Below are 22242 nucleotides of genomic sequence, written 5' to 3'. Positions count from 1 at the left end.
CCGATTGGGATGATGCGAGGTAAGCTTCCAGCCGTTCAATGGTTCGGCGCCGAGGCCTACGCCCCATTCTCAAGTCGAGCACGAATCGCGGATCGCCGACCGCGCGCCTGCCAAAACGAGTCGCGGAAATGTGGTTTTCTTTCAGATGCTTCTCGATCCGTTCAAGCAAGTTCATTTCCGCGCATCTCCGACTCGCAAATCTCTTGTGTTCTTGTTATGTTCCTACTAGGATTGCATCCGTGAGTCTAGGAAAATTCCTACGATTGAGATTCGAAGGACAGGCGAATGGAACATGTCAGGGAAGAGCTGGACCGGTTGATCCTCAAGGGCGGATATGGCTACGCATCGATCTCGCGGCTGCTCGGTCGTAACCCGGCCTACATCCAGCAGTTCATCAAGCGCGGTTCGCCAAGGAAGCTCGATGACGAGGATCGAAAGACGCTCGCCTGTTTCTTCGGCGTCGATGAGCAAGTGCTTGGCGGTCCGGCCAATCCTGTAAGCGATGGAATGGTCGAAATTCCCGTTCTCGATGTGGAAGCCTCTGCTGGATTTGGTGCTGTTGCTGCCAGCGAGAGTGCGCATACTAGGTTCGGGTTCGACGAACGCTGGTTGCGGCACCTGACGTCAGCGAAGAGCGCCAGCCTGTCGATCGTCGGCGTAAAGGGAGACTCGATGGAGCCCACGCTAAGCGATGGTGACGAGGTTCTGGTCGATGCGTCTGATCATGGCTCGCGGCTGCGCGACGGTATTTACGTGCTGCGCTCTGATGACAGCCTCGTTGTGAAACGCATCGCTATTAGGCCAGGCGGCAAGCAGATCACAATTGCGAGCGATAATCCCGCCTACCCTACTTGGCACGACATGGATCGGTCCGAGGTCCACGTCGTCGGTCGTGTGATCTGGTTTGGTCGTGCTCTCTAGAGGCCTTTTTTTGGGCCGATTCAAGACTGTCCGTTTCCGATACTGGACCGTGGAAAGCGGAGATGCAGATCAAGACCCCTTACGGGCCAGTGGGCTGGTCACTTGAGCCAGGTAGTTCACGTCATGAAAATGCATGACGATCGAGCAACAAACGTTAGAAGCAAGCCCAGAAAATTTCTTGGAGCATGAACTCAGGCTTCCGCTTCGTCGTTCACTGCTTTTGGCGCCGCGGACAAACTGTCGTTCTCGATCCGCATCATCATGTTGTAATGCGCTTTGTGTCCGGTTGCGATGAAGATCCTTTTAAACACATTGAGGTATTGTTGGACGGCGTTGTCGTCTGCAGCGAGGTAGATTTCGTCATGCGCAGTATGGGATCCATCGTGGGCCCAAGAGAAAAGGGAACGACAGATCTGCGCCTCTCGGCCCTCGAACCGCGCAACAATATCGTCTGGGCGCAAGCCGCCGAGCACAACTAAGTAGTTCTCAATAATCCGACGCATGGTATTTTGGATGGTTAGGTTCGCGCGCTTATTATCGCGGATTTCCTCCCACAGCATTTCGTAGGATGTTTTGACTGGATTGAACCCATAGCGCTGGACAGAAGAAATGCCATCGCGCTTGCGCACAACCCAAAAAGACTCTTCGCGACGACAGCCGTCCGCGGGTCGCATAGGGTCGAAGCTGACTTCCTTGTGAAAATATATGTTGTGGGTCAGCACGAACACTTGCTTGGCGGATCCCTGCCCATTGCAGACCTGCTCAATGACCCTTCTAATAAGCGAACTGACGACGAAAAGCACATCGGCATCGAGGCTCGATACTGGATCGTCAAAGACGACCACCTTTTCTACCGTAGTTCCCGTTCCTGACGTGCTGCCAGCTAGCATATGGTAGAAATAGAGAAACGTTACGAAGGAGCGCTCTCCTTCGCTGAGTGTATCTCTCGCATCGGAACCATCGGGTCGGACGATGCGATACATATCGCCGCGATCACCTGCGACCGAGAGATTGAAGCTGACAAAGCCAAATGATGCCAAGATCGCGTTGATCGCATCAACGGTTGGTTTCACGCTTGTTGCTGCGGCTTCCAGCTCTTTCAATCGCGTGCCTAGTTCCGTTCGCCTCTTGCGCTTAGTCGCAATCCCCTGCTCCAATCCACGTATTGCTTTCGAAACTGTCTCAGTCGTCGCTTCGTAAGTGGCCAAATCCGTTTTGCGCTCCTCCACGATGAAGCGCCAGACTTGGCTTCTCAGCGCTACTTGGGAGGCAGCCAAATCGCGAACCAACTCGTTGTGAGTTTGGATTTCTTTGTTCGCCTGAGAGATTAACCCGGCAACTGCATTCGCCGCTTCGGCGCTGCTCTCCAAGTGGATAGCCTCGCTCGGATTGCGCCGTTTAGCCTCCAGTCTTTCAAGATTGAGGTCGAATGTGCGTCTGAGTGTCGAATAGCGTTTCGTCAGAGCATCGGTGTTGATGAAACGCGATGGCTTGGCGAGCAAGCTCTGTACAAGATTCTCTGCTGTCTCGACGGCGTTGGCATATCGGTTGGCGAGCGCGGAGATTTCCGCGAGATCTTTTTCGTACTGCTCGTCGAAGAATGCGTTGAGGTTAGCGAGCAAGTCCGCCGGCACGCGCTGTTGGCAAAAGGGACAGAGCCCATCTGCTGGTTCGAGATAGCCAACACCTTGTTGCACCCAATCACTGTTGCCTAGCCGCTGAATGAGTTGAGCGACAATAGCGTCGTCGCGTCCGACGATCTCACGTCCGAGGATGGAAGACGTCTCCAGCTGCTCGATGTCCGTGAAGTCGATTTGCGCGATCGGCGTCTGATTCGCCGCATCGGATTTGAATGTCGTCTCCGCACGCGCGGTAAGGGTATCGAGGTCAATTGGGTCTGACGCGTTGCTTGCCGCTTCGTTCAAGACTTTGGTGCAGAAGGCGGCTTTGCTCTGCCTGTGCCCAGCCATCGCTTGCTCGAAATCTCCCTTGTGTTCTTGCTGTGACGCCCAGCACGCTTCTTCCAGTTGTGCCTTGGCATTCTGGAGTTCTTTACGCCGCCCGCCTTGGCCATCGTCGCCTTCTAGATTGCGCCTCAACCCGTCTATCTCGCGGTCGAGCTTGCCAATCTCGCCCTGCAACCGTTCGATTTCTTCCGCACTCTTGGTCGCGTCTTCGCCGAGCGTGAAGATACCTTTTAGCTGCTCGCCGAAATTGTTGTCCGCAAAATCCCGGTTGTAGACAAGTGTCGCGATCGGGCGACCGTTTTCCCATTTCACGGAATAGCCGGCACGTGCATCGGGATCAGCAATTGCCCGCGAAATCGTCGTCTTGCCGCACCCGTTATGGCCAAACAAATAGTTGACCTTTTTAAGGTCGCCCATTTCGACGCCGTCGGCAGGAAATGTAGCCTCGCCTGCCACCGTTACATGAGTAAGCATATGCTCCATCCCCGTTCGATCTACGAAATTTCTTTGCAATAAGCGCAGGTCGACGCAATCCCAAAAAACATTGGAAAAGCCTTGAATAATCGCTTTCTTCATCAGAGAAAGGTTGCCGCTGAAGAAGATTGGGGGTGATTTGTGATCAGAAGAGCAACTTTTGCAGTATTCTTGTCAATGCTTGCTGTCAGCGCACCAGCAGCAGCATACAATATTCACGCCAAAGGCAAGCATCATGAAAGGATGACTTGGCTATCCGAGAAGTGTCTTGCAGATAGCGAAGGGCTACCGGAAAAATGTGAATTTCCTGCCAACGCTGATGAATTCGAAGACATAAGCGGTCCAACTTTCCGAAGGGGGGAATACTGGAAAGCAGTGCGTTGGCCAGATGATCCCACGAGGCAGCTAGACGAGCTTTGGACGATGGCGAAGTTCGCTGGGACGGTTCAGTTTGTTTGTCCTAGTCTTGTCGAAGAGCAAGGTTTCTTCGCCGGCCTCACCTGCGGCAGCCATTATGGGCAGATGCAGTTCCTTCACGCCATGTCTAGCGCAGAAGACGAAACCACTGAGCACACACGTGCATTGATCGAGGGGTGGAGCCGATTTTCGTTCCGCGTCGCTGTTGGAGCGATTGAACCATCTGAGAATTATTGCGAGTCAACTCATCGGAATGCTGGCGCCGCGGCGACGAGACTCGCTCCAGAGGGGTTAGAGTATTGTGAGGCGCGTACGGTTGATGGTGTAAATTTCGATGCTTGGACTGTTGGCACCCTCCTCACGTTTCATTGTGATAAGATGTTTAGTTCGAAAACCTGCGACCTGCTTGTTGACGAGGATGGAAGTTTGGCTCGCAGATCGGCGGTGGGCGCTTTGCTGCACTTGATTCAGGATAGCTATTCACAAGCTCATACTGGTCGCGGAGAAGACAACCCAACTGGTCCATACACGCCGAAAGTCGAATGTTCGCCTGTCGAAAGCTTCTACCTTTACGTACACAATGAAGCGAACCACTCTGCCGCGGATAGAGCTCCATACTTTGCTGAATCGTGCTCGTCTGAAAATGGAACACTCGACCCAATCACGGCAGGCGCAAGACTGCTCTATTATGTGCAGCAAGGCTCAGAATCAGAAGAAGCGACGATTGATATGATCCTAAATGATGTGCTCGGGGGTAATGCGTCCTAATTGTGAGGGCTATGTGAAGTCAGCTGATGAGCTAGTCTATGGCGAAGACCAAAATCCGTCGGCCAGGCGACAAACTAGGTGATTGGGTTTTGCGGGACCGCATCGCCACGGGAGGCAATGGCCATGTTTGGGCCGCAACGAACCGCAATGGCGACGAGACAGTATACGCCCTCAAACTGCTAAAACGGACCAGCCCTGCAATACTTGGGAGATTCCGCGCTGAAATCGAAGCCCTCAGAAGGGCAGACGGCGTTGCCGGCATAATCCCCCTCGTAGACTATGAGCTGCCACATAAGTCGGACCAAGACGCGCGGTGGTATGTAATGCCGCTCGCGATCCAGTTTCATGAGTTCCTGAACCAAAAAACTCCTCGTCAAATCGTTGAAGCTTTCGTTCCGTTGGCGGGGACTCTTCGTGATCTACACGAACTCGAAATCTACCATAGAGATATCAAACCAGCGAATATTCTGGGCTTAGGCGACCGCCTTTGCTTCAGTGACTTTGGCCTAGTAAAATACCCTGACAAACAAGATCAAACTCCCGAGCGGGCTTCTCTGGGACCAAAAGTTACGATGGCTCCTGAAATGCGGAGGGAGGCGAAAAATGCCAATCCCGCACCTGCGGACGTCTATTCGTTTGCTAAAGTGCTTTGGATTGCGCTGACGGGCGAGAGACGAGGTTTCGATGGGCAGTATTCTGCCACGAGCACCTTGGCATTGGCGAACTTCTTACCAGCCCTGTTTAATGCGCCGCTCGATGAGTTGCTCGCTCGATGCACGGAGAATGCCCACGATCTTCGCCCACCAATGGCTGAGGTTTGCGAGAAACTGGAAGAATGGGTGCGGCTGGAAAACGACTTCCACAGCCGAAACATTAGAGAATGGGTCGAGCTTCAGCGGTTGCTGTTTCCGTCAGGACGTCCATCAACGTCCAAATGGGAGGATATTCCAAGCATCTTGAATATACTTGCTGCCGTCTCGAAAAATCAGGCGTTGAACCACATGTTCTTCCCGACTGGCGGTGGATTTGATTTGGCCGGAGCCCGTCGGTCCCATGAGAGAGGTGCAATCGAGTTAAAGGCTGGGGGAAGCTATGTTATCCATCCAAGCTTTATCTCTTATGAAAGCTTTGGCGACGGTACGATATGGAGCTACTTTTGGATTCAGTGCGCCGAGGTTGAACCATCTGGAACCGAGGGTGCTTATATCCACAAAAGTGGCATGACCGAACAAGTGGTTGAGATAGCACCAAACGAATACATTTCGATCGATGCGTGGGATGAAGGCGAGTTCGAAGGTCGCCCCCTCCCGAAAGGTGCGCGACCCGTAACCCGGATACTGAACGGGGCCTTGGTCATTTTCGCCAAACGGTCTTGGTACAATTTGGCTTCTCGCACCTACGATGCGCGTCATCAGAAATTGGGATATGAAGCCTTTCGAGAGCATATTGCCGAGGTCGCAAAAAAGCATCCAGAGGCCCCGCCAAATTGACACGCTTCGAACCTATTTTTACTTCACCATTCACTAAGCTATCGCCAAGCGTCTCTACGGGCCAATTTCTTGAAAGATGGACGTGCAGACGTCTGGTTTTGGGAAAACGACAGTCTGGCTTGGAAGTCGGAAATTAGGGCGCAAAGCTGACGCTAAATCCCGATATCGAGTGTTTTGCTCTTGGTTCGAGTCAGTTCCTTCTCGAATTTCGGCTGATCGGGTTTGGGCTGTTCAATGGATATGCCCTTGGCCGCTGCGGCTCGAAGCCTCTCGGTCACTTCAAGGGCCGAGGCCTTCTCACCCCTGTTTCTAGTCACCGCTGCGCCGAGCTTTCGCGTATTGTCGATTACGAGTGTGAGGTGATCGCGAAGCCTGGTCACCGTTACCAGAAACGTTTTCTGGTTCGAGAGATTGCGCTCGCGGCTATCCATCACCGCGATCCCGCGGTCTGAAGTTAGACCTTGCGCCATATGAGCGTTGAGAGCATAGGCGAGATCGATCCGTTTCAGCATAGGATCGCCTTTGGCCAGCGAAAGCTGCTCGCCGTTCGAGGTCTCGACGATCACCTTTCCATGATCGATCGTCACGATCTTTGCCCGAGCGGCGTTGAAAAGACCGCGCCTGTGATCGTTGCGTGTCCAGCGGATCTTGTCTCCCTCATGGACCTCCAACTTCCTCTCTTCGAACAGTGAGAGGCTATCATTCGCTTGGCCCGCCTTGAGCCGGGAAGGATCAAAGCTGAAACGCCTGCCGCGCTTGTTTACCACGGTGATATGCTTGGTACCGTTACGGCCATCCAATATCCGATACTCTCCCGGCATAAGGCCGAGCGTCTTCTCTCGCCGCGAGACCTCCAGAATGCGACCTGCTTGATAGGAGGCCCGATATCGCAGTTCTTCGCGCGTGGTGTTCACACGGTCGAGAACGCGTAGCGCCATCTTGCCTGGTCCGATTTCGCGATTGGCAAGGAGGCCGGTCTGGACGGCATCGTTGACGGCAGAACGAATTTTCCGTCCCGATGCATAGATCGCTGTCCGCTCGCGCTCGGACTCAGGCAGAGAAAGCCACTGTTCGGCAGCTACAATGGCGCCATCACCCTTTGCCTCGATCGTGTGATCCTTCAGCTGCGCCAGTGCTTTTGAGACATCGCCCTTTTGTGCGGCAGCCTGAGCTTCGCGGACGACAGGATTTCGGGCGCGTAGATTGGTGTTCATGTCTGCCCGAGCAATCCCTGCCTTTTGGAGCAGGGCAAAGGGCTTGCCTGCATCGACCGCGCCCAACTGCTTGCGATCACCCATCAGGACGAGCCTATGTACACCAGCCAAGTTTGCCAGCCGGACTAGCTTTTCCTTGTCATTGTTCGAGACCATCGAGGCCTCGTCGAGCACCAGAACACTGCCTTTGAGAGCCGATTGCGCTTCGGTGCAGTGCACGAGGTTTGCGGGCTCGTCGAGTAGCTTCTTCCAGCCTTCGAGGAAGCGCGCCAGCGTTTGCGAGCCGATACCGGTGTCGCGCTCGAGCATCTGGACCAGAGTATTCTGGATCGCGAGCCCAACGACCTCCCGGCCCTCCTCGCGGAGGACTTGTGCAACGGGCGCCAGAACGCTGCTTTTGCCCGCTCCGGCAATGCCCTGAATTGCAACAGTTCGATCCTGTGAAGTCAGGATCAGTCGGGCAGCCGACAGCTGGCCGTCATTGAGACGAAATCCGTGACCAATCTCGGCCGATGCCTGTACCCGATCCTCGGCCTCCTTCGGCGAGAGGGCGATTTCAACTTCCCCTTTTCCAGCCTCGACCTCGGAAATGATGCGCTGCTCGGTCTCAATGGCGCTGCGGGATGCAAGGCAACCTCTATGATTGCCCTTCCCGGCAACAAGGTGGCCTCTACGGACGAGTGCGCGGGTTCGCTTCTCGACATCTGCGATTGTTGTTGGCAATCCGAAATCCAGTGCCGTCTTGTAGAGCGCTTCGCGTTCAAATGCCGCTTCGCGCTGCGATAGATGACGCACGGCCGAGGCCACCGCCTGCGCTGCGGCAATGGTCTGCTTGTCCTGTTTAAGCACCGAAGCCGGAATGAGCGGGTCTGCCGCTGAACTGCGCACGTGCGCTGCGAATTGCCTGAGAAGCGCACGGCCACGTTCGACCAGGGAGGTAAAGGTGCTTCCCGGTGTAGCGGCTTGCGCAGCGCGTCCCTGCGCGCGCTCTGTTATTGGAGAGAGATCAAGCCTGATCGACTTTGCGGTCTCATCCCAGACTTTGCCGAGCGTGTCCCGATCCTCGATTCCCTTCTTGGCAGCGCGTGTGTCGAGCGCGGCGATCCGGCCGGCTTCTAGCCCCGGGCCGCGCCGGGCTGCGAGCACCTCCTTGCGTCTCGAAGAGAACGCCATGACCTGGTCGCGGGAGACCCCTTGCGCCTCGAAATTACCGTGCCTGAGGGTTGGCCCCGGTTCGTAACCAAGCTTTTCGACTGCCACCCGAAAGCGCGCCATCGCAATTGAATTGAGCGTGGTGTTGAGCTGCCAAAGGCGATCATTCTTGAGGGTTCGCCATTTGCCATCCTTGCCCTGGGTCACGTTAGCGATGACCGCGTGAAAATGAAGGTTGGGCTCCTGGTTGCGGTTGGTGTCGTGCTGGAACAAACCAATCGCAAGGTTGCCGGTCGGTTGGGTGAGAACCTTGCCGTGCTTCACAATGCGGGTTTCGGAGGCGTTCTTCTCGGCCCATTGCAGCGCCTCGACGACAGCCTCGCGGTAGGCGGTGATAATCCGTTCGTCCTTGCCGACTAGCGCGAGGAGCGACCAGCTCTTGGGCACGGAGAATGTAAGATCGGTGCCCGGTCGATGCGCTTGTCCGGAATTGCCAACGCTTGTTCCATCGGGCAGCTCGCCGCGCAGCAGGGCGTCGAAGGTCTTGGCATCGACCCGCCCATCCAGCCCAAGCGTCTTGGCGCCCTCACCGAGCCATTGCCCAGAACGGTCGGCATCCGCCTTGGCGTAGTAATTGTCGGACGCGAAGTAATTGGCCGCCGCTGAGGAGGAGCGGACATTGGCAACAGAAAGCATGAGTCAGACTTCGTTTAAGACCCCTCGCCCTCCCCGGTGCCAGCGATCAGATCTCCGCGTCTACGTCACCCAAATCGTGATCATATTTCTCATGGGCCGCTCCACCAAGAAGCGAACGCTGCTGTTCTTCCTGAAGCGTTCGGTCGGCCTTTCCACGCTGATCATCGTCGCGCTGCCGAGCATCAGGATCGGGTACATCGCTTCGCGGTGATCCTTCGCGCTCTTTTGCAACGTCTCGCGCCGTGTCGTCATCGCCTGTACCTTCCGGAAGCGGAAGTTCGCCCTGGCGACGATCCTGCGGCTGACGTTGCCCGACCTTTGGTTGGGTCTCATCGACCGCTTTCGTGTGAGCCTGTTTTGCGTGCCTGGTCGAAGGCTTCTCTGCCTCATCCCGAACCTTCGGTCCGCTCTTCGAGTTGACGTTGGCTGAGCGCGAGGGCTGTCGTTTCTGCTTATTCCTGTCCTTCATCTTGCGCGGATCGCCGTCGTCGTCGTTGCCGGTAGTGCCGTCATCCACACACTTAGTCTTGGCCTCGGCGGTAGTGCTCGCCTGCGCATAAGGCGGTGTTGTGGTGTCGACGCGTGCAATGAACCCTTCGGCTCGCCGAGGCCAATCGCGCGGGGACAAGGTGACAGGCGCTGCCGGAAAACCGTCAGGAAATTTGATAAAGCCTTCAAGGCTTCTGAGGCCCATGAATTCATCGGGAAGAAGTAGCGGCACAACTTGCCGGCGAGGCGTCAGGCTCACCGCATCGCGGGCGTTGTTGTAGCCATAGCTGTAGCCCTCTTCCATCTCGCGAACTTCCCGGTGGCCGATAATGTCCGAGCACCATGTGGCGGTCTCACGATCGGCAGTAGCCAGGATCAACTTGGTCCTTGCAAGCGAAGACAGAGTCATCGCCATGTTCTCGCCGTAGACCTCCTTGAGCTTGGCAAAAGTGTGGACGCCCGTGACGATCGCGCCCCCGAAGTTGCGCGCGGTTTGCAGGCCCTTTTCAAGCGAGGGTAGACGATGGAGCGCGCCCAATTCGTCGACCAGGAACCACAGCTTGAGTTCACGCGTCCGCCGTCCAGTCATGAGCGTGTTTATCGCTGTGTCGAGCCACAGTGTGAGCAACTGCGAGAGAACTGTCATGTCGACATAGCGCGCTGACAGGAACAGCAGCGAACCTTCCTCGCACTCGCCTGCGACCCATTGACGGACCGAAAACGGCTCACCTTTATCGGGCAGCATCTGCATCGCCTTGGCGTTGACGTTGAACACCGCACGGACCGATTCCGCCATTCTGGCAGCGCTGGGCGTGCTGATCGGCCCAGCCATCGTGTCTTCTACAAGGCGGTGCAAATCGGAGAGATCGGCATTCATCAACTCGTTGGCGAGCGCGGCATTGGACCCGCGTCCTGCCTCCTTCAACTTGATGCATGTCTCGACGAACAAGGTGCGCGCGGCGAGCACCCAAAACTGTTCAGAGCCTCCGCCATCATGAGGCACAAGCGACTCTGCCGCTGCATGGAATTCAGAGCGCGAAGTGCAATCGTCAAACACGCTCCACGCAGGGCACCGCTGATCGAGCGGGTTGAGGATAATGTCGCGCTCGGGTTCGTAGAAGGTCTCGATAAAAGCACCGGTAAGGTCGAAAATGACCGCGCGCTCTCCCCTCATTCTGATCTCCGAAACGAGTTCGGTGAGGGCAACAGTCTTTCCGGTACCTGTTGTGCCAACGAGCATGGTATGGCTTTGTTCGCGGCGCCAGGGCCAACTGACACCGGCCACATGAGCGGGCGAATAGAGGCCTGCCGATTGGAGGGTAGTTGCCCCTGCAAACCTCCATTTCCAGCCAAATGAATTTCCATACTCACGGGCGCGTTCGACCCGGTTGTGCTGCCCGATTTCCCGTTCGAGTTCGGATTGCGTCGCGAGCGATGCGCCGCGAACATGCTTCCTTTGCTTGGAGCGTTCTCCGAAATGTTCGGCCACCCACCAGAAGAGGACAAACAGCGGCGCCAGAACAAGTCCCGAGGTGACAAGCGCGTCCTTCACCGATGCCTGAAAAAGAGCCATCGCTTCGCGCATTGGTGGGTAGTCGGTGATGACCGAAATGGGGAAGGCAACCATGCTTCCATCGGCCAGCTTCAGATTCACAAGTTTGTCTGGATCGAACTCCATAAAGCCGTATCCCGACGCATAGATGTGCATCCAGAGTAAGTAGGTCTGATGGTCACTCAGCGTTCCTGTGACTTCCCAGTAGATGACGCCCAGAACGACCAGTAATGTGACGATCAACGGTCCTTTCAGGCCCGCTGCAAACATGAAACCGAAGTGCCCGAGAAGCTGGCTGCCGCGGGTAAAATTGACCAGATTATGCTTCATCGCTGCCTCCCGCCGGACGGGGTGCAACGAGCCCGAGACGTTCAAGCCTGCGCTGGTAGGCGGCGACCGTTCGATCGCGAAGATCGGTTTCTGGATGGTGCGTTAGCAGGGCGTCGAGTGCGACCGTGATGAAGATATTCTGGCGCACTGGATCGGTCGCAGGTGTCCGCAAATCCGCCTCGTTGGCGCGGTTCCAAGCATCGAAGATACAGTCTCCGATGACTATGCTTGAACTGACATTGCGCTCGCGCGCCTGCTCCCTGATCCAGTCAGCGATCAGGGGTGTGACATAGGCCACAAATCGTTTGTCTCTAGGCATAAACCCAAGCTCCTTGTGTCTCAAAGAACCTGGCTCACCCTTCGAAAGGCAAGTGCCATTCTATGCCAGTAGCCAAGGTGTAGGAAATCGAAAACTTTCTTCTGAAATTCCGCGACTTACAGCAGTTTGGACCAGTTCGGCACAGTCCGGATTGCTGCTGGGCCGAGCCTGGCACAGAAGCGGGCACCTCCCGTTTGCGCCGGAATTGCGCCAGATTTCAGGCAGCATCGCTGCGTACGGTGTGCTGTCAAGTTCCAATGTGCGCGGGCGTTTCCGGCAACTTGGAGCAACCGTTCAATGCGTTGAATTTTCGACCTTATTTTTGGAGCGGGAGCAGTCGGGCGTTTTGGGGACAGAGCGAGATTTTTGGCGCAGACAGCTCTGGGCTACCAACTGGCCTTAGTTTGGTGACAAATGGCCCGCTGCACGGACGCCTGTGTACATGAAATAGCTGCTTAGACCCGCCAGACCAATTAACGTGCGAGGACCAGTCCGGTCGCCGAGCGGAAGGTCAACCGCTTTCACCTGCGAACAAAAAAAAAGGGCAGGAACCGTTACCGGCCCCTGCCCTGATCCTATGGTCAGAATTCGTCTGACATTGCCCCTCGGACGGTATGAACTACGCGCGCTGCAAGGTGTGCCGGAAGTGCGTTGTAGTCTCCCTCGTCCAAGGCAAAGTATCCGAGTTCTCGGTCCTCAACGATATGCTGATCGAAGAAGCTGTGTAGCGCCCGACGCTCTGCAACAGCCAATGCCGCAAAGTAGCGATCTGAGTTCGAATTGTGCTGAGCAATTGAAGCCATAATATCCTCCTGATGTCTGCCGTTGACGGCAGGAGCAGGACGGATGGGCGTGCGGCCGGCGGGTCAGGGATCGCCCCGAGGGGCGACCGCGCAGCGGTGGTAGGGGTAACGATTTTGTCGGACCGTAGCGAAGCGAAGGGGAGGCAAAATGGTGGGGCCCTGCCGTCCTTGACGCGCCGGTTGTGCGGCCATCAGAATGGGACAACCGTGAGCCAGGCCCCCTCCCCCAACCCATCGTTTTAGATGATCGCTGAAACCTTCTGCGCGACTTCTGCGAGCGTGGCTTGCAGGCGGTTTATTTCGGATAAGGACGTACCGCTTGGCACGTACCGGGTAATCAGAAACTCGCGCGATTGCGACATGGTATGCAGGTGTTCATGGGTACGTTTCCTGAGTGCTAGTCCGAGTTCTACCGCGAGGTCGGCGCGTGCGGCGAGGTTATGCTGAAACCCTCGTATCTGTGCCGCATCGTGGCCGGAGTGGAGAATAAACGCATTCAGATAAAGTTCGATCGCATGGATCGCACCATACGAAACGGTGCGCGCGATTTCGGCTCCTTAGGCCGCCCATTTTCCAACAGTAGCAGTGCCGCCAACCGATACTCATCGGCGAGAGAGCTCACCTCAGCCGGAGTTGCTTTGTCACCCGGATAACTGACGCTGGACTGATCGTTCATGTTGCTGGTGATAGCAGCAAATCTGCAAACGAAAGCTGAAAACTCCTATGACTCCAATCGCATGAAAGGGGTCCTGTCCGGCTTGGACAGGACCCCTTTGGGAGAAAGATCGAAGAGAGAGTTTAGTCGATCTCGGGAGCATCCTTGTTGTCGTCGTTCTCGCTCGAACCGTTGCCGCGGGAGAGGAAGTCGACTTTGTCGGCGAGGATCTCGGTGCCGTAGCGCGTAACCCCGTCCTTGTCTTCCCACTGGGTGTAGTGGATGCGGCCCTGGACGGAAACCAACTGGCCCTTGGTGCAGTACTGCCCGACGGTCTTGGCAAGGCCGTTGAAGCAGGTCACCCGGTGGAACTCGCTTTCCTTGGCGGTGTAGCCGTTCTCGTCTTTGTAGGTCTTGCCGTCCTTGTCACGTGCGGGGCGATCGGTGACGACAGTGATCCCGGTGACATTGGTACCGCCCTTGGTCTCGCGGGTTTCCGGATCGCGGGCGATGCGGCCGGTGAGGATTGCGATATTGGTCATGGTTGTATTCCTTCAGTTCCTCAAACCGGAGACCATCTCCGGCTTGCGAACATCTGAAAGAAGCAGGGCATGGGAGGACTGCACCGCAGGCCTGAAGGGCCGAAGGGAAACCTGTTCATGACGGGTGGTGCGGGCAGGCGCGCGAAGCGCGACAACACGGCCGTCAAAGGAACGGGTTGCGGCTCCTCAGCTGACCTGGTTCAGGACTGTTCGCGAAGAAAGCCGGATGGGTATCGGGTGCGGGTCTGAAGGGTCACATAATCAAAGTTGATTAAGTGCTGCTTGCGCAAACTCTCGTGAATCAAGCATACGAGATTAGTCTAGGTATGGGCATGTTCGTTCCGCAGCTGTGGGCCTCATTCGGAACGCGGCGCATAGCGTAATTTGCCCACGAAACCAGAGGAAAGCGACTTAAACGAAAGCGCCAGCCCAAGGCTGTCCGCAATCTCTTTGGCGATGGCCAGCCCCAAGCCGGAGCCGGGTTTTGAGGCATCGAAACGTATTCCTGGCTCGGTCGCGCGTTCGATCTGATCATCGGTCATCCCTGGCCCATCGTCGTGTATCGATGCCGTAAGGCTATCGGCAGTATCCGCCTTGAAAATGAGGGTCACCTTGGATTTGGCCCACTTGCCGGCATTGTCGAGCAAGATCGCGAGCAGTTCTGCGTAGTCGATCCGGTCAATCGGCAAGATCATCTTGTCAAAGCCCTCGATCTGCAGATGAAACTCTTTTTCGGGATGCAAGCGCTGCATGGCCTTCAATATCGGCTGTGCTACATCAGGCACGATTACCCTGTGCTCACCGCGCGCCATACCGCTTGAGGCCCGCGCCCGAGCGAGCTGGTATTCAATCTGCTGCTCCATTGTCCGGGCCTGCTCGAGCAGCAAGTGCGCCGACTCCCTGGTTGCTGACTCCGATGCCAGACGTTCGGCCTCGTCGGTTATAACGGCCAACGGCGTTCTGAGTGAATGCGCGAGATTTCCTGCTGATGTGCGCGACTTCGCAATCATGGCCTCGTTCTGCTGTGCGTACACATTGAGATCGGACACCAGCGGGGCGATCTCGACAGGAAAGTCGCCCTCGATTGACTTTCGCTCACCACTGCGCAGCAGACCGATTGCCCCACGCAGTCTTTGAAGCGGACGCAGCCCGATACCGAGAAATGCATATCCGACCAAAAGCAACACTAAGGCCAAAAGCACAAGAGCAATGGTGAGATCGCGCGTGAATGACTGGATCAAGCTGTCGAGGTGACGCTGATCTGTGGCGATCACGTAGTGGATCTCTTCGCCGTCAGGTCCGCTTCCTATCAAGCCATATGTAATCGCGGGTCCAGTGGGCCCTTTCTCAAGTACATGCAGAACCTCAGGGGAATGGGCGATATGCTCGTCTAGCTCTCCCCGGGTCATGGAGCCTGAGCGAAGTGGTCGCCTGCCTTCCATTGTTACTTGCCAATAAAAGCCGGAAAGCGGCAGGTTGTAGCGGGGATCAGATAAAGGTCGGTCGAGTTCCAGCTCGCCCTTCTCGTTTACAAGGGTAAGGACCGCGAGTTCCCTTACGTGAACTTCGAGTTCTTCATGGTAGGAATCTTCTACATGCTGGCGAAAGATCGCGTTGGCCACCAACAAAGTTGCTCCGGTGGCAATAACCACCCACAGCAACAGGGTGACAAGCAGCCGTGTTCGAAGCGAATTTGTCACGACCTTCTTCATTGGGCTTCGAGCCTGTAACCAAGGCCGCGCAAGGTTGTGATCCGCTTCTTTCCAATCTTCCTGCGCAATCGTCCGACAAGAACTTCAACCGTATTCAGTTCTCGCTCGCTTTCGAGGTCATACAGATTTTCGAGGATATCCGACTGCGAGAGCACTTGCCCGGCGCGACGCATGAACAAATGAAGCAGCCGAAACTCCTGTTTGCTAAGTGCCAGCGTGTTTCCGTCAAGGTCCACACGGCTCGTCAGCGGGTCAAGTGCCAAACTACCCACCTCAGCAACGGTGTTACGCGTGCCATTCTGTCTTCGGAACAGAGCATTCAAGCGCGCCAAGAGTTCCTCGAAACGAACCGGCTTGACGACAAAATCATCAGCACCCTTGTTGAGGCCAGCGACCTTGTCTTCCCAGGCCCCACGCGCCGTCAGGATGATAACCGGGGTATCCACTTTCCGGTTTCTCCAACTGCCAAGCACTTTCATTCCATCGCCATCAGGCAAGCCAAGATCAAGAATGACCGCCGCCATCTTGTCGACGTCGGGCCAGTTCTCCGCGTCAGCCCTGTTTGCGGCAAGGTCGACGGCAAAGCCCGCGTTCCGCAGGCGCTCACTCAATCGCCGACCCAACTCGGGATCATCCTCGACCAGCAGTAGCCGCATAGCAATCTTCTCTAAAGAGCATGGGGCAACGTATCGGGAATAAAACTGACAGAAAGCTGTCAAACTGACAAGTTATTGTCAGCTTCATGAGCCATTGCGCGAGGATGACAAGAAACTCTTTAATGCTCTCTTTGGCACTGACGGCCTTAACGTCCCTCCCCGGCTGTTCTGGAGATACAAGTGAAGCTCCGAGCGAGGCTGCAACGACTGATCCGCTCAGCGGTCTCGATATCCAGACCTCGAAGGCAGCGGAAATCAGCGACGCCCCGGTTGGGGAAGCACCGGGCAGGATCGTTCTTCCACCTGAGGCAAGAGTCGCCGTGACAGCGCCATTCCCGGGCGCTGCTGTGAGGGTATTTGTTGTCGAAGGTCAAGCCGTGCGCCGTGGACAGGCGCTGGCTTTGGTTCGTGCGCCCCAGACTGTGCAAATCCGCGGCGAGTTGGCGCGGGCGCGTTCACAGCTAGGCGTTGCGCAGGCGCGAGCCGACCGTCTCAAGCAATTGGCTGACGAAGGCATCATAGCGCGGGCGCGGTCCGAAGAGGCACAAGCCGAGCTTGCGCAAGCCCGTGCTAGCCTGGCTGAGCAGCAACGCCTTGCTTCTCTGGGTGGAACGGGGCCGGACGGGACAATGACACTGCGCGCGCCCATTGGCGGCAAAGTAGCGCATGTCGGTGTCGATGCAGGCGGCCCGGTCGATGGAATGGAGGCTCCGTTCGTCATTGAAGGCACGGGTTCCTATCAGGTCGAGTTGCAGCTGTCCGAGGCGCTTGCCCGCAAGGTATCGCCCGGCATGCCTATCGAGGTCGAGGTTGCGACTCGCGAGGGTGCCGAACCGATCATGGTGGGCGGACAGATCCTGACAGTCTCACCTTCGATCGATCCCGCAACCCGGTCCGTGCTCGCGCGCGCATCAATTGGTGCTGCGCCGGGAATCGTCGCCGGACGCAATGTGAGAGTGACCCTTAAAGGAACCGCTGGACAAACCGGGATCGCTATCCCTGCCTCAGCAGTGACGAGGATCAACGGGTCAGACAGCGTTTTTGTAAAGAAGGGCGATGGGTTCGAGCTGCGCACGGTCACCGTCGCGACAATCGGTGGAGGGCAGGTAATCATCTCCGAAGGGTTGAAGGCAGGCGAGGTTGTCGCGACCAGCAGCGTTGCCGAACTCAAGGCCATGACGGCGGAGTAACCGGCCATGCTTCGTAAACTCATCGAAAAAGCGCTCGCCCTGCGCTTGGGCGTAATCGGTCTGGCCATCGTCCTGGCGGGAATGGGCGGCTGGTCGTTCGCCAATCTGCCGATTGATGCATTCCCGGATATCAGCACCACTCAGGTCAAGATCATTATCAAGGCTCCCGGCATGACACCCGAAGAGGTCGAGAGTCGGGTGATTACGCCGGTCGAGATGGAGATGCTTGGCATACCCGACCAGACCGTGCTTCGCTCGGTCGCCAAATATGCGATTGCCGATATAACCATCGACTTCAAGGACAGCACCGACATCTACTGGGCGCGCCAGCAGGTCAGCGAGCGGCTGAATGCGGTGATGGGTGATCTCCCTTCAACAGTCGAAGGCGGCCTCGCTCCGATCTCCACGCCGCTGTCCGAAATGTTCATGTTCACCATCGAGGGTCCGCAATCGCTAGCGGAAAAGCGCCGGGCTCTCGATTGGACCATTCGCCCCGCACTCAGGACTGTTCCGGGGGTCGCCGATGTCAATGCGCTTGGCGGCTTTGTCGAGACCTTCGAGGTCGCACCCGACAATGCGGCGTTTGCCGCTGTCGGTCTCGGCACTGCGGACTTGTCCGCAGCCATAAAGGCCGGCAACCGTAATGACGGTGCCGGCCGTCTGAGTGTGGGCGAAGAATCGCTGATTGTCCGTTCGACCGGGGCGATCCGGTCGCTCGACGATCTCGCCAATATCGTCGTCAAGTCTGATAACGGCGGAGTCGTGCGGGTCGGCGACGTTGCCACAGTGCGAACCGGAAGCCTTACTCGCTACGGCGCTGTCACCAAGAACGGCAAAGGCGAAGCGGTTCAGGGGCTGGTGATCGCTTTGCGCGGAAGCGACACTTCGAAAGTTGTCGCGGGCGTGAAGGAGCGGCTGACCGAGGTCGAGGCAACGCTACCCGAAGGTATGAGCATCGACGTATTCTACGACCGTTCGAACCTGATCGAACGTGCGGTCGGGACGGTCGAAAGCGCATTGCTAGAAGCCAGCATCCTCGTCGTCATTCTGCTGCTGCTGTTCCTGGGCGATGTGCGCGCCTCGGTTATCGTTGCCCTCGCATTGCCGATGGCGGTGCTGCTGACCTTCAACTTCATGCGTGCCGTAGGCCTGACGGCCAATCTGATGAGTCTCGGAGGACTCGCAATCGCAATCGGCATATTGGTCGATGGCGCGGTAGTGGTCGTCGAGAATGTCGTTGAACGTCTTTCCGACGAGAAACACTCGAAAGACAGCAAGCTGCATAACATATTCGTTGCCACCGTCGAAGTGGCCAAGCCTGTCACTTCGGGTCTGGCGATCATTGCGCTTGTGTTTCTGCCTCTGCTCACGCTCGAAGGGCTCGAGGGTAAGCTCTTTTCACCAGTCGCAAAAACCATTGTGCTCGCGCTTCTGTCGGCGCTCGTTTTGTCTCTAACTCTGATCCCGGCTCTGTGTTTCTACCTGCTCAAGGTCAAGCAAGGCCATCACGAACCTTGGCTGATGCGGAAAATTGCGCCGCGCTATTCCAGCCTTCTTGCGTCCTCCTTTGCGCGCAAGCGCTTGGTTTTCTCCCTCGCAGGTGTCTCCCTCGTACTTACTGGCGTCGCTTACTCCATGACAGGCAAGACCTTCCTCCCGGTGATGGATGAAGGGTCAGTAATTGTGCAGCTCAGCAAGCTGCCTTCAATCTCGCTCGAACACAGCGTCGAAGGCGATATGAAGGTGCAGCGCGCAATCCTTGCACAAGTGCCCGAAGTGGAGGCAGTGATCGCGCGGGTCGGGTCGGACGAGCTGGGTCTTGACCCGATGAGCCCCAATGAGACCGACAGCTTTCTCCAACTGAAACCGCGCGAGGAATGGCGGGTGCAGGACAAGGAATGGCTGCTCAACGAACTGCGAAAGGTCACCGACCAGTTTCCCGGTATCGAGCCGACCTTTACCCAGCCCATCGACATGCGCACCTCCGAAATGCTGACCGGTGCGCGAGGCGATCTGGCGATCAAGCTGTTCGGTCCCGATCTTGACGAGCTCTCACGCTTGGCGGGAGAAATCCAGACGCGGCTTGAAACCATTGACGGCACTAGCGAGGCCATGACGGTCGCAAATGACACGGTCGATTATCTACTGGTTGACGTTGATCGTGTGGCGGCAGGCCGTCTGGGAATGCCCGTTACCGAATTGCAGGATGCCATGCGCGCAAGGGTTGAAGGCGTCCGCGCGGGTGTGGTCAATGATGGCGTACGGCGGGTTCCGATCGTTGTCCGCGGCGACGATACAGAAAACGCCTCGGCCGGTGCTTTTGCAGATCATGTTTATCGCTCGCCAACAGGCCAGATGGTCAGGGCAAGCGACGTTGCGCAGGTCACGCGCATGGAAGGCCCGGTCAAACTCGAACACGAGAACGGATCACGCTTCGCGATGGTCCAGGCCTTTGTCTCCGGGCGCGACCTTGTCGGTTATGTCGATGAAGCGAAGGCGGATATTGCGGCCAATGTCGAGTTGCCGAGTGGGTACCGCCTCGAATGGGGTGGGCAGTTTGAGAATCAGCAACGTGCCTCTGCCCGTCTCGCATTGGTCTTGCCGATCTCGATCCTGATGATTTTCGCGATCCTCTATTTCTCACTGGGATCGGTGCGCGCATCGCTCTTGATCCTGACCAATATTCCCTTCGCGATGGTTGGCGGGATGATCGCGCTGGCTGTTTCCGGTGAATACCTCTCGGTCCCTGCGTCCGTCGGGTTCATTGCCCTGCTCGGTATCGCGGTCCTCAACGGCCTCGTGATGGTGACTTATTTCCGCCAGTTGCGCGAACGTGGCGAGCCGCTCGCACAAGCGGTGCGGCAAGGCGCAGAACGCCGATTGCGCCCCGTACTCATGACCGCAAGCATTGCGGCGTTTGGCCTCGTGCCTCTGCTTTTTGCCAGCGGGCCGGGTTCGGAAATCCAGAAGCCGCTCGCCATTGTGGTCATCGGCGGGCTGGTGTCCGCCACCCTGCTGACTTTGGTGCTCCTTCCAATCCTGTACGAACGTTTCGGGGAGGGCGCTGCCGAACGCGAGGCAGGCGACCTCGAACACATCGCGGAGAATTGAGATGGCGCTAAGGACACTTCTCGCGCTTCCGTTATTGTTTGCTGCGCTGCCCGCCGTGGCACAGGAGCCGGGCCTGCCAGACGAGGCGTCCGTTCAGGGAGCCCTCGATGAGCACCCCAGCGTGGCCGCCGCACGGGCCCGGGTCGACGCGGCACGGGCAGAGGCGGAAGCGCTGCGCAGGGGCTCGCAGGAATTCGAGATTTCGGGCAGTTACACGCGCCGCGATGTCGATATGCTCGGACAGTTCAACGAATACGATGCCCAATTGACACGCCCTATTCGCCTACCCGGCAAAGGCAGGCTTGATAGAGAGATCGGCCGCTATGGAATCGATGCCGCGGAGAACATAGCTGAGGATGCTCGCCATCGGGCCGCTCTGCTGCTCGCCGGGCATTGGTTCGATTGGCAAACTGCATCCGCCCTAGCCGAAGTCGATCGGACAGCGGTCTCAAATTACGAGCGCTCGCTTGCAGCGGTTCAGCGGCGTGAAGAACTTGGTGATGCGTCGCAGCTTGACGTGGATTTGGCGCGCGCCGCCTTGGCCCGTGCGCGAATTGCTGCGGAAACGTCAGAGGGCGAAGCCCGGCTCGCCCGTGGCAGGCTGAGCGCCCATTTCCCTGGCCTCGCAGTTCCGGCGACCGCCCCCGCCATTCCTGCACCGGAAATCGCGGACCAAGAGCTTGCCAGGCTTCGTGACCAGGTCGAGCTCAACAGCCACGAAATCGCTGCAGCCGAGGCCGAAGCACGCCGAAGCGAGAGCGTTTCGGACCGCGTTCGGCGGGATCGTGTAGCCGATCCCTCCGTCGGCGTGCGTGTATTTTCCGAGTTCGGCGGACAGGAACGCGGCGCCGGCCTCGTTTTCTCGATGCCTCTTGGTGGTCGCTATCGGCGTTCGCTGGCTGAACGATCTGAAGCCGAGGCGCTTGCAGCCCAATCGGATCTGAGTCTCGTTCGCTTCACGGTTCGCGAAACTGCCGATGCTGACCTTGCCAACGCCCGTTTCCGTCTTTCGGCATGGCAGCGTTCGCGCGAGGCGCTTGAGGCCCAGATGGACGCGCTGCAGAAGCTGAGGCGCGGCTACGAGCTAGGGGAGGTCGATTTGGACGATCTACTGCTCGGTGAACGTATGACTCATGACGCATTCCGCGAGAATGTCCGTGCGCGTGCCGATGCCGCCCGTGCCGTTACGCAGCTCCGGATCGACAGTCATGCGCTGTGGCTTGCCGATTAATACGCCCTACTGGCGTTTCAGAAGATCGAAGATGAAGTGAATGCGATCTTCCTCGCTTGCATTCTCTGCTGCGTGATCCTTTTTGTTATCGAACCACCACAGCTCCCCCACGCGCATGTGAAGCGTTTCGTCCGCGCATGTCAGCGTATTGCCCGGAGACGTTTGCAAGACCAGGTGATAGCGATCTCGCTCGCGATAATATTCGCCACGATCGATATGGGAGTAAACTTTACCTCCCGGAGGCAGTCTGACAACCTTCGCGCGGGAAAGTTCGCTATCTAGTTCATCAGCGATTGAAACAAGTAACTCTCGGATTTTCGGAAATTTCTTCGACGTGTTTGTAAATCGCGATTCATGCACGTCGCGCGGTTTACGACCATTGGCCATGGATTTGCGCATACCGCGGATGGGGATTGCATCCGCCTCGCGTTGGACCTTGATCTTGTCCTTGCGACCGGAATTCAGGTCCCACGCATTAGGGACGGAGGCAATTTCCTGCAAATAGGGTGATACATCGATAGCATCCCGAATGAGTTGGAAGTTCTTCATCGTA

At 57.1% G+C, this 22242-nt stretch carries 15 protein-coding genes; 6 read left to right on the top strand and 9 right to left on the bottom strand.

What is annotated here, in order from left to right:
- Window positions 1–285: 285 nt before the first annotated feature.
- Window positions 286–921 carry a S24 family peptidase gene (locus ACQY4G_RS11120; RefSeq protein WP_421990968.1) on the top strand — a complete coding sequence of 212 codons (636 nt, stop codon included), beginning with the start codon at window positions 286–288 and terminating at the stop codon, window positions 919–921.
- 191 nt (window positions 922–1112) lie between these two features.
- On the opposite strand, the gene ACQY4G_RS11115 is transcribed toward ACQY4G_RS11120, so the two are convergent.
- Window positions 1113–3464 carry an AAA family ATPase gene (locus tag ACQY4G_RS11115; protein ID WP_421990966.1) on the bottom strand — a complete coding sequence of 784 codons (2352 nt, stop codon included), beginning with the start codon at window positions 3462–3464 and terminating at the stop codon, window positions 1113–1115.
- Between the two features lie 75 nt (window positions 3465–3539).
- Here ACQY4G_RS11115 and ACQY4G_RS11110 point away from each other — a divergent pair, with 75 nt between their 5' ends.
- The gene (locus tag ACQY4G_RS11110) at window positions 3540–4547 is read left to right on the top strand and encodes a hypothetical protein (RefSeq protein WP_421990964.1); all 1008 of its coding nucleotides are present in this window, start codon (window positions 3540–3542) and stop codon (window positions 4545–4547) included.
- Between the two features lie 38 nt (window positions 4548–4585).
- Window positions 4586–6037 carry a serine/threonine protein kinase gene (locus ACQY4G_RS11105; RefSeq protein WP_421990962.1) on the top strand — a complete coding sequence of 484 codons (1452 nt, stop codon included), beginning with the start codon at window positions 4586–4588 and terminating at the stop codon, window positions 6035–6037.
- A gap of 152 nt (window positions 6038–6189) precedes the next feature.
- On the opposite strand, the gene mobF is transcribed toward ACQY4G_RS11105, so the two are convergent.
- From mobF to ACQY4G_RS11070, 7 genes are all read right to left on the bottom strand, one after another.
- Window positions 6190–9099 (bottom strand): MobF family relaxase, encoded by a 2910-nt coding sequence (gene mobF, locus ACQY4G_RS11100; RefSeq protein ID WP_421990960.1) that lies wholly within the window; start codon window positions 9097–9099, stop codon window positions 6190–6192.
- Between the two features lie 46 nt (window positions 9100–9145).
- The gene (locus tag ACQY4G_RS11095) at window positions 9146–11470 is read right to left on the bottom strand and encodes a type IV secretion system DNA-binding domain-containing protein (protein WP_421990958.1); all 2325 of its coding nucleotides are present in this window, start codon (window positions 11468–11470) and stop codon (window positions 9146–9148) included.
- Window positions 11460–11789: a hypothetical protein gene (locus ACQY4G_RS11090; protein ID WP_421990956.1), complete on the bottom strand. Its 330-nt coding sequence runs from the start codon at window positions 11787–11789 to the stop codon at window positions 11460–11462. Before ACQY4G_RS11090 ends, ACQY4G_RS11095 begins: the two co-directional genes overlap by 11 nt.
- A gap of 581 nt (window positions 11790–12370) precedes the next feature.
- A complete protein-coding gene (locus ACQY4G_RS11085; RefSeq protein WP_421990954.1) occupies window positions 12371–12592 on the bottom strand; it encodes a hypothetical protein in 222 nt (73 codons plus the stop codon).
- Between the two features lie 798 nt (window positions 12593–13390).
- On the bottom strand, window positions 13391–13789 hold the full coding sequence (locus tag ACQY4G_RS11080) for a single-stranded DNA-binding protein (protein WP_421990952.1): 399 nt from the start codon (window positions 13787–13789) through the stop codon (window positions 13391–13393).
- 356 nt (window positions 13790–14145) lie between these two features.
- Window positions 14146–15501 carry a sensor histidine kinase gene (locus tag ACQY4G_RS11075; protein ID WP_421990950.1) on the bottom strand — a complete coding sequence of 452 codons (1356 nt, stop codon included), beginning with the start codon at window positions 15499–15501 and terminating at the stop codon, window positions 14146–14148.
- Complete coding sequence (locus ACQY4G_RS11070; RefSeq protein WP_421990948.1) at window positions 15498–16157, bottom strand: response regulator; 660 nt, start codon at window positions 16155–16157, stop codon at window positions 15498–15500. The genes ACQY4G_RS11075 and ACQY4G_RS11070 overlap by 4 nt, the downstream gene beginning before the upstream one ends.
- A 122-nt stretch (window positions 16158–16279) precedes the next feature.
- Here ACQY4G_RS11070 and ACQY4G_RS11065 point away from each other — a divergent pair, with 122 nt between their 5' ends.
- From ACQY4G_RS11065 to ACQY4G_RS11055, 3 genes are read left to right on the top strand one after another with little or no spacing between them, the layout of a single operon-like run.
- On the top strand, window positions 16280–17347 hold the full coding sequence (locus ACQY4G_RS11065; protein WP_421990946.1) for an efflux RND transporter periplasmic adaptor subunit: 1068 nt from the start codon (window positions 16280–16282) through the stop codon (window positions 17345–17347).
- 6 nt (window positions 17348–17353) lie between these two features.
- Window positions 17354–20458: an efflux RND transporter permease subunit gene (locus ACQY4G_RS11060; protein WP_421990944.1), complete on the top strand. Its 3105-nt coding sequence runs from the start codon at window positions 17354–17356 to the stop codon at window positions 20456–20458.
- A gap of 34 nt (window positions 20459–20492) precedes the next feature.
- Complete coding sequence (locus ACQY4G_RS11055) at window positions 20493–21689, top strand: TolC family protein (protein WP_421990942.1); 1197 nt, start codon at window positions 20493–20495, stop codon at window positions 21687–21689.
- Window positions 21690–21695: 6 nt separating this feature from the next.
- On the opposite strand, the gene ACQY4G_RS11050 is transcribed toward ACQY4G_RS11055, so the two are convergent.
- Window positions 21696–22238, bottom strand: a complete 543-nt coding sequence (locus ACQY4G_RS11050) for an aspartyl/asparaginyl beta-hydroxylase domain-containing protein (RefSeq protein WP_421990940.1) — start codon at window positions 22236–22238, stop codon at window positions 21696–21698.
- Between the last annotated feature and the right edge of the window lie 4 nt (window positions 22239–22242).

This window comes from Qipengyuania sp. (genome assembly GCF_965277845.1).
In the GTDB taxonomy this organism is placed as follows: Bacteria; Pseudomonadota; Alphaproteobacteria; order Sphingomonadales; family Sphingomonadaceae; genus Qipengyuania.
Note: the sequence above shows the minus strand (reverse complement) of the source record. Positions and strands in the feature narration are given on the sequence as shown.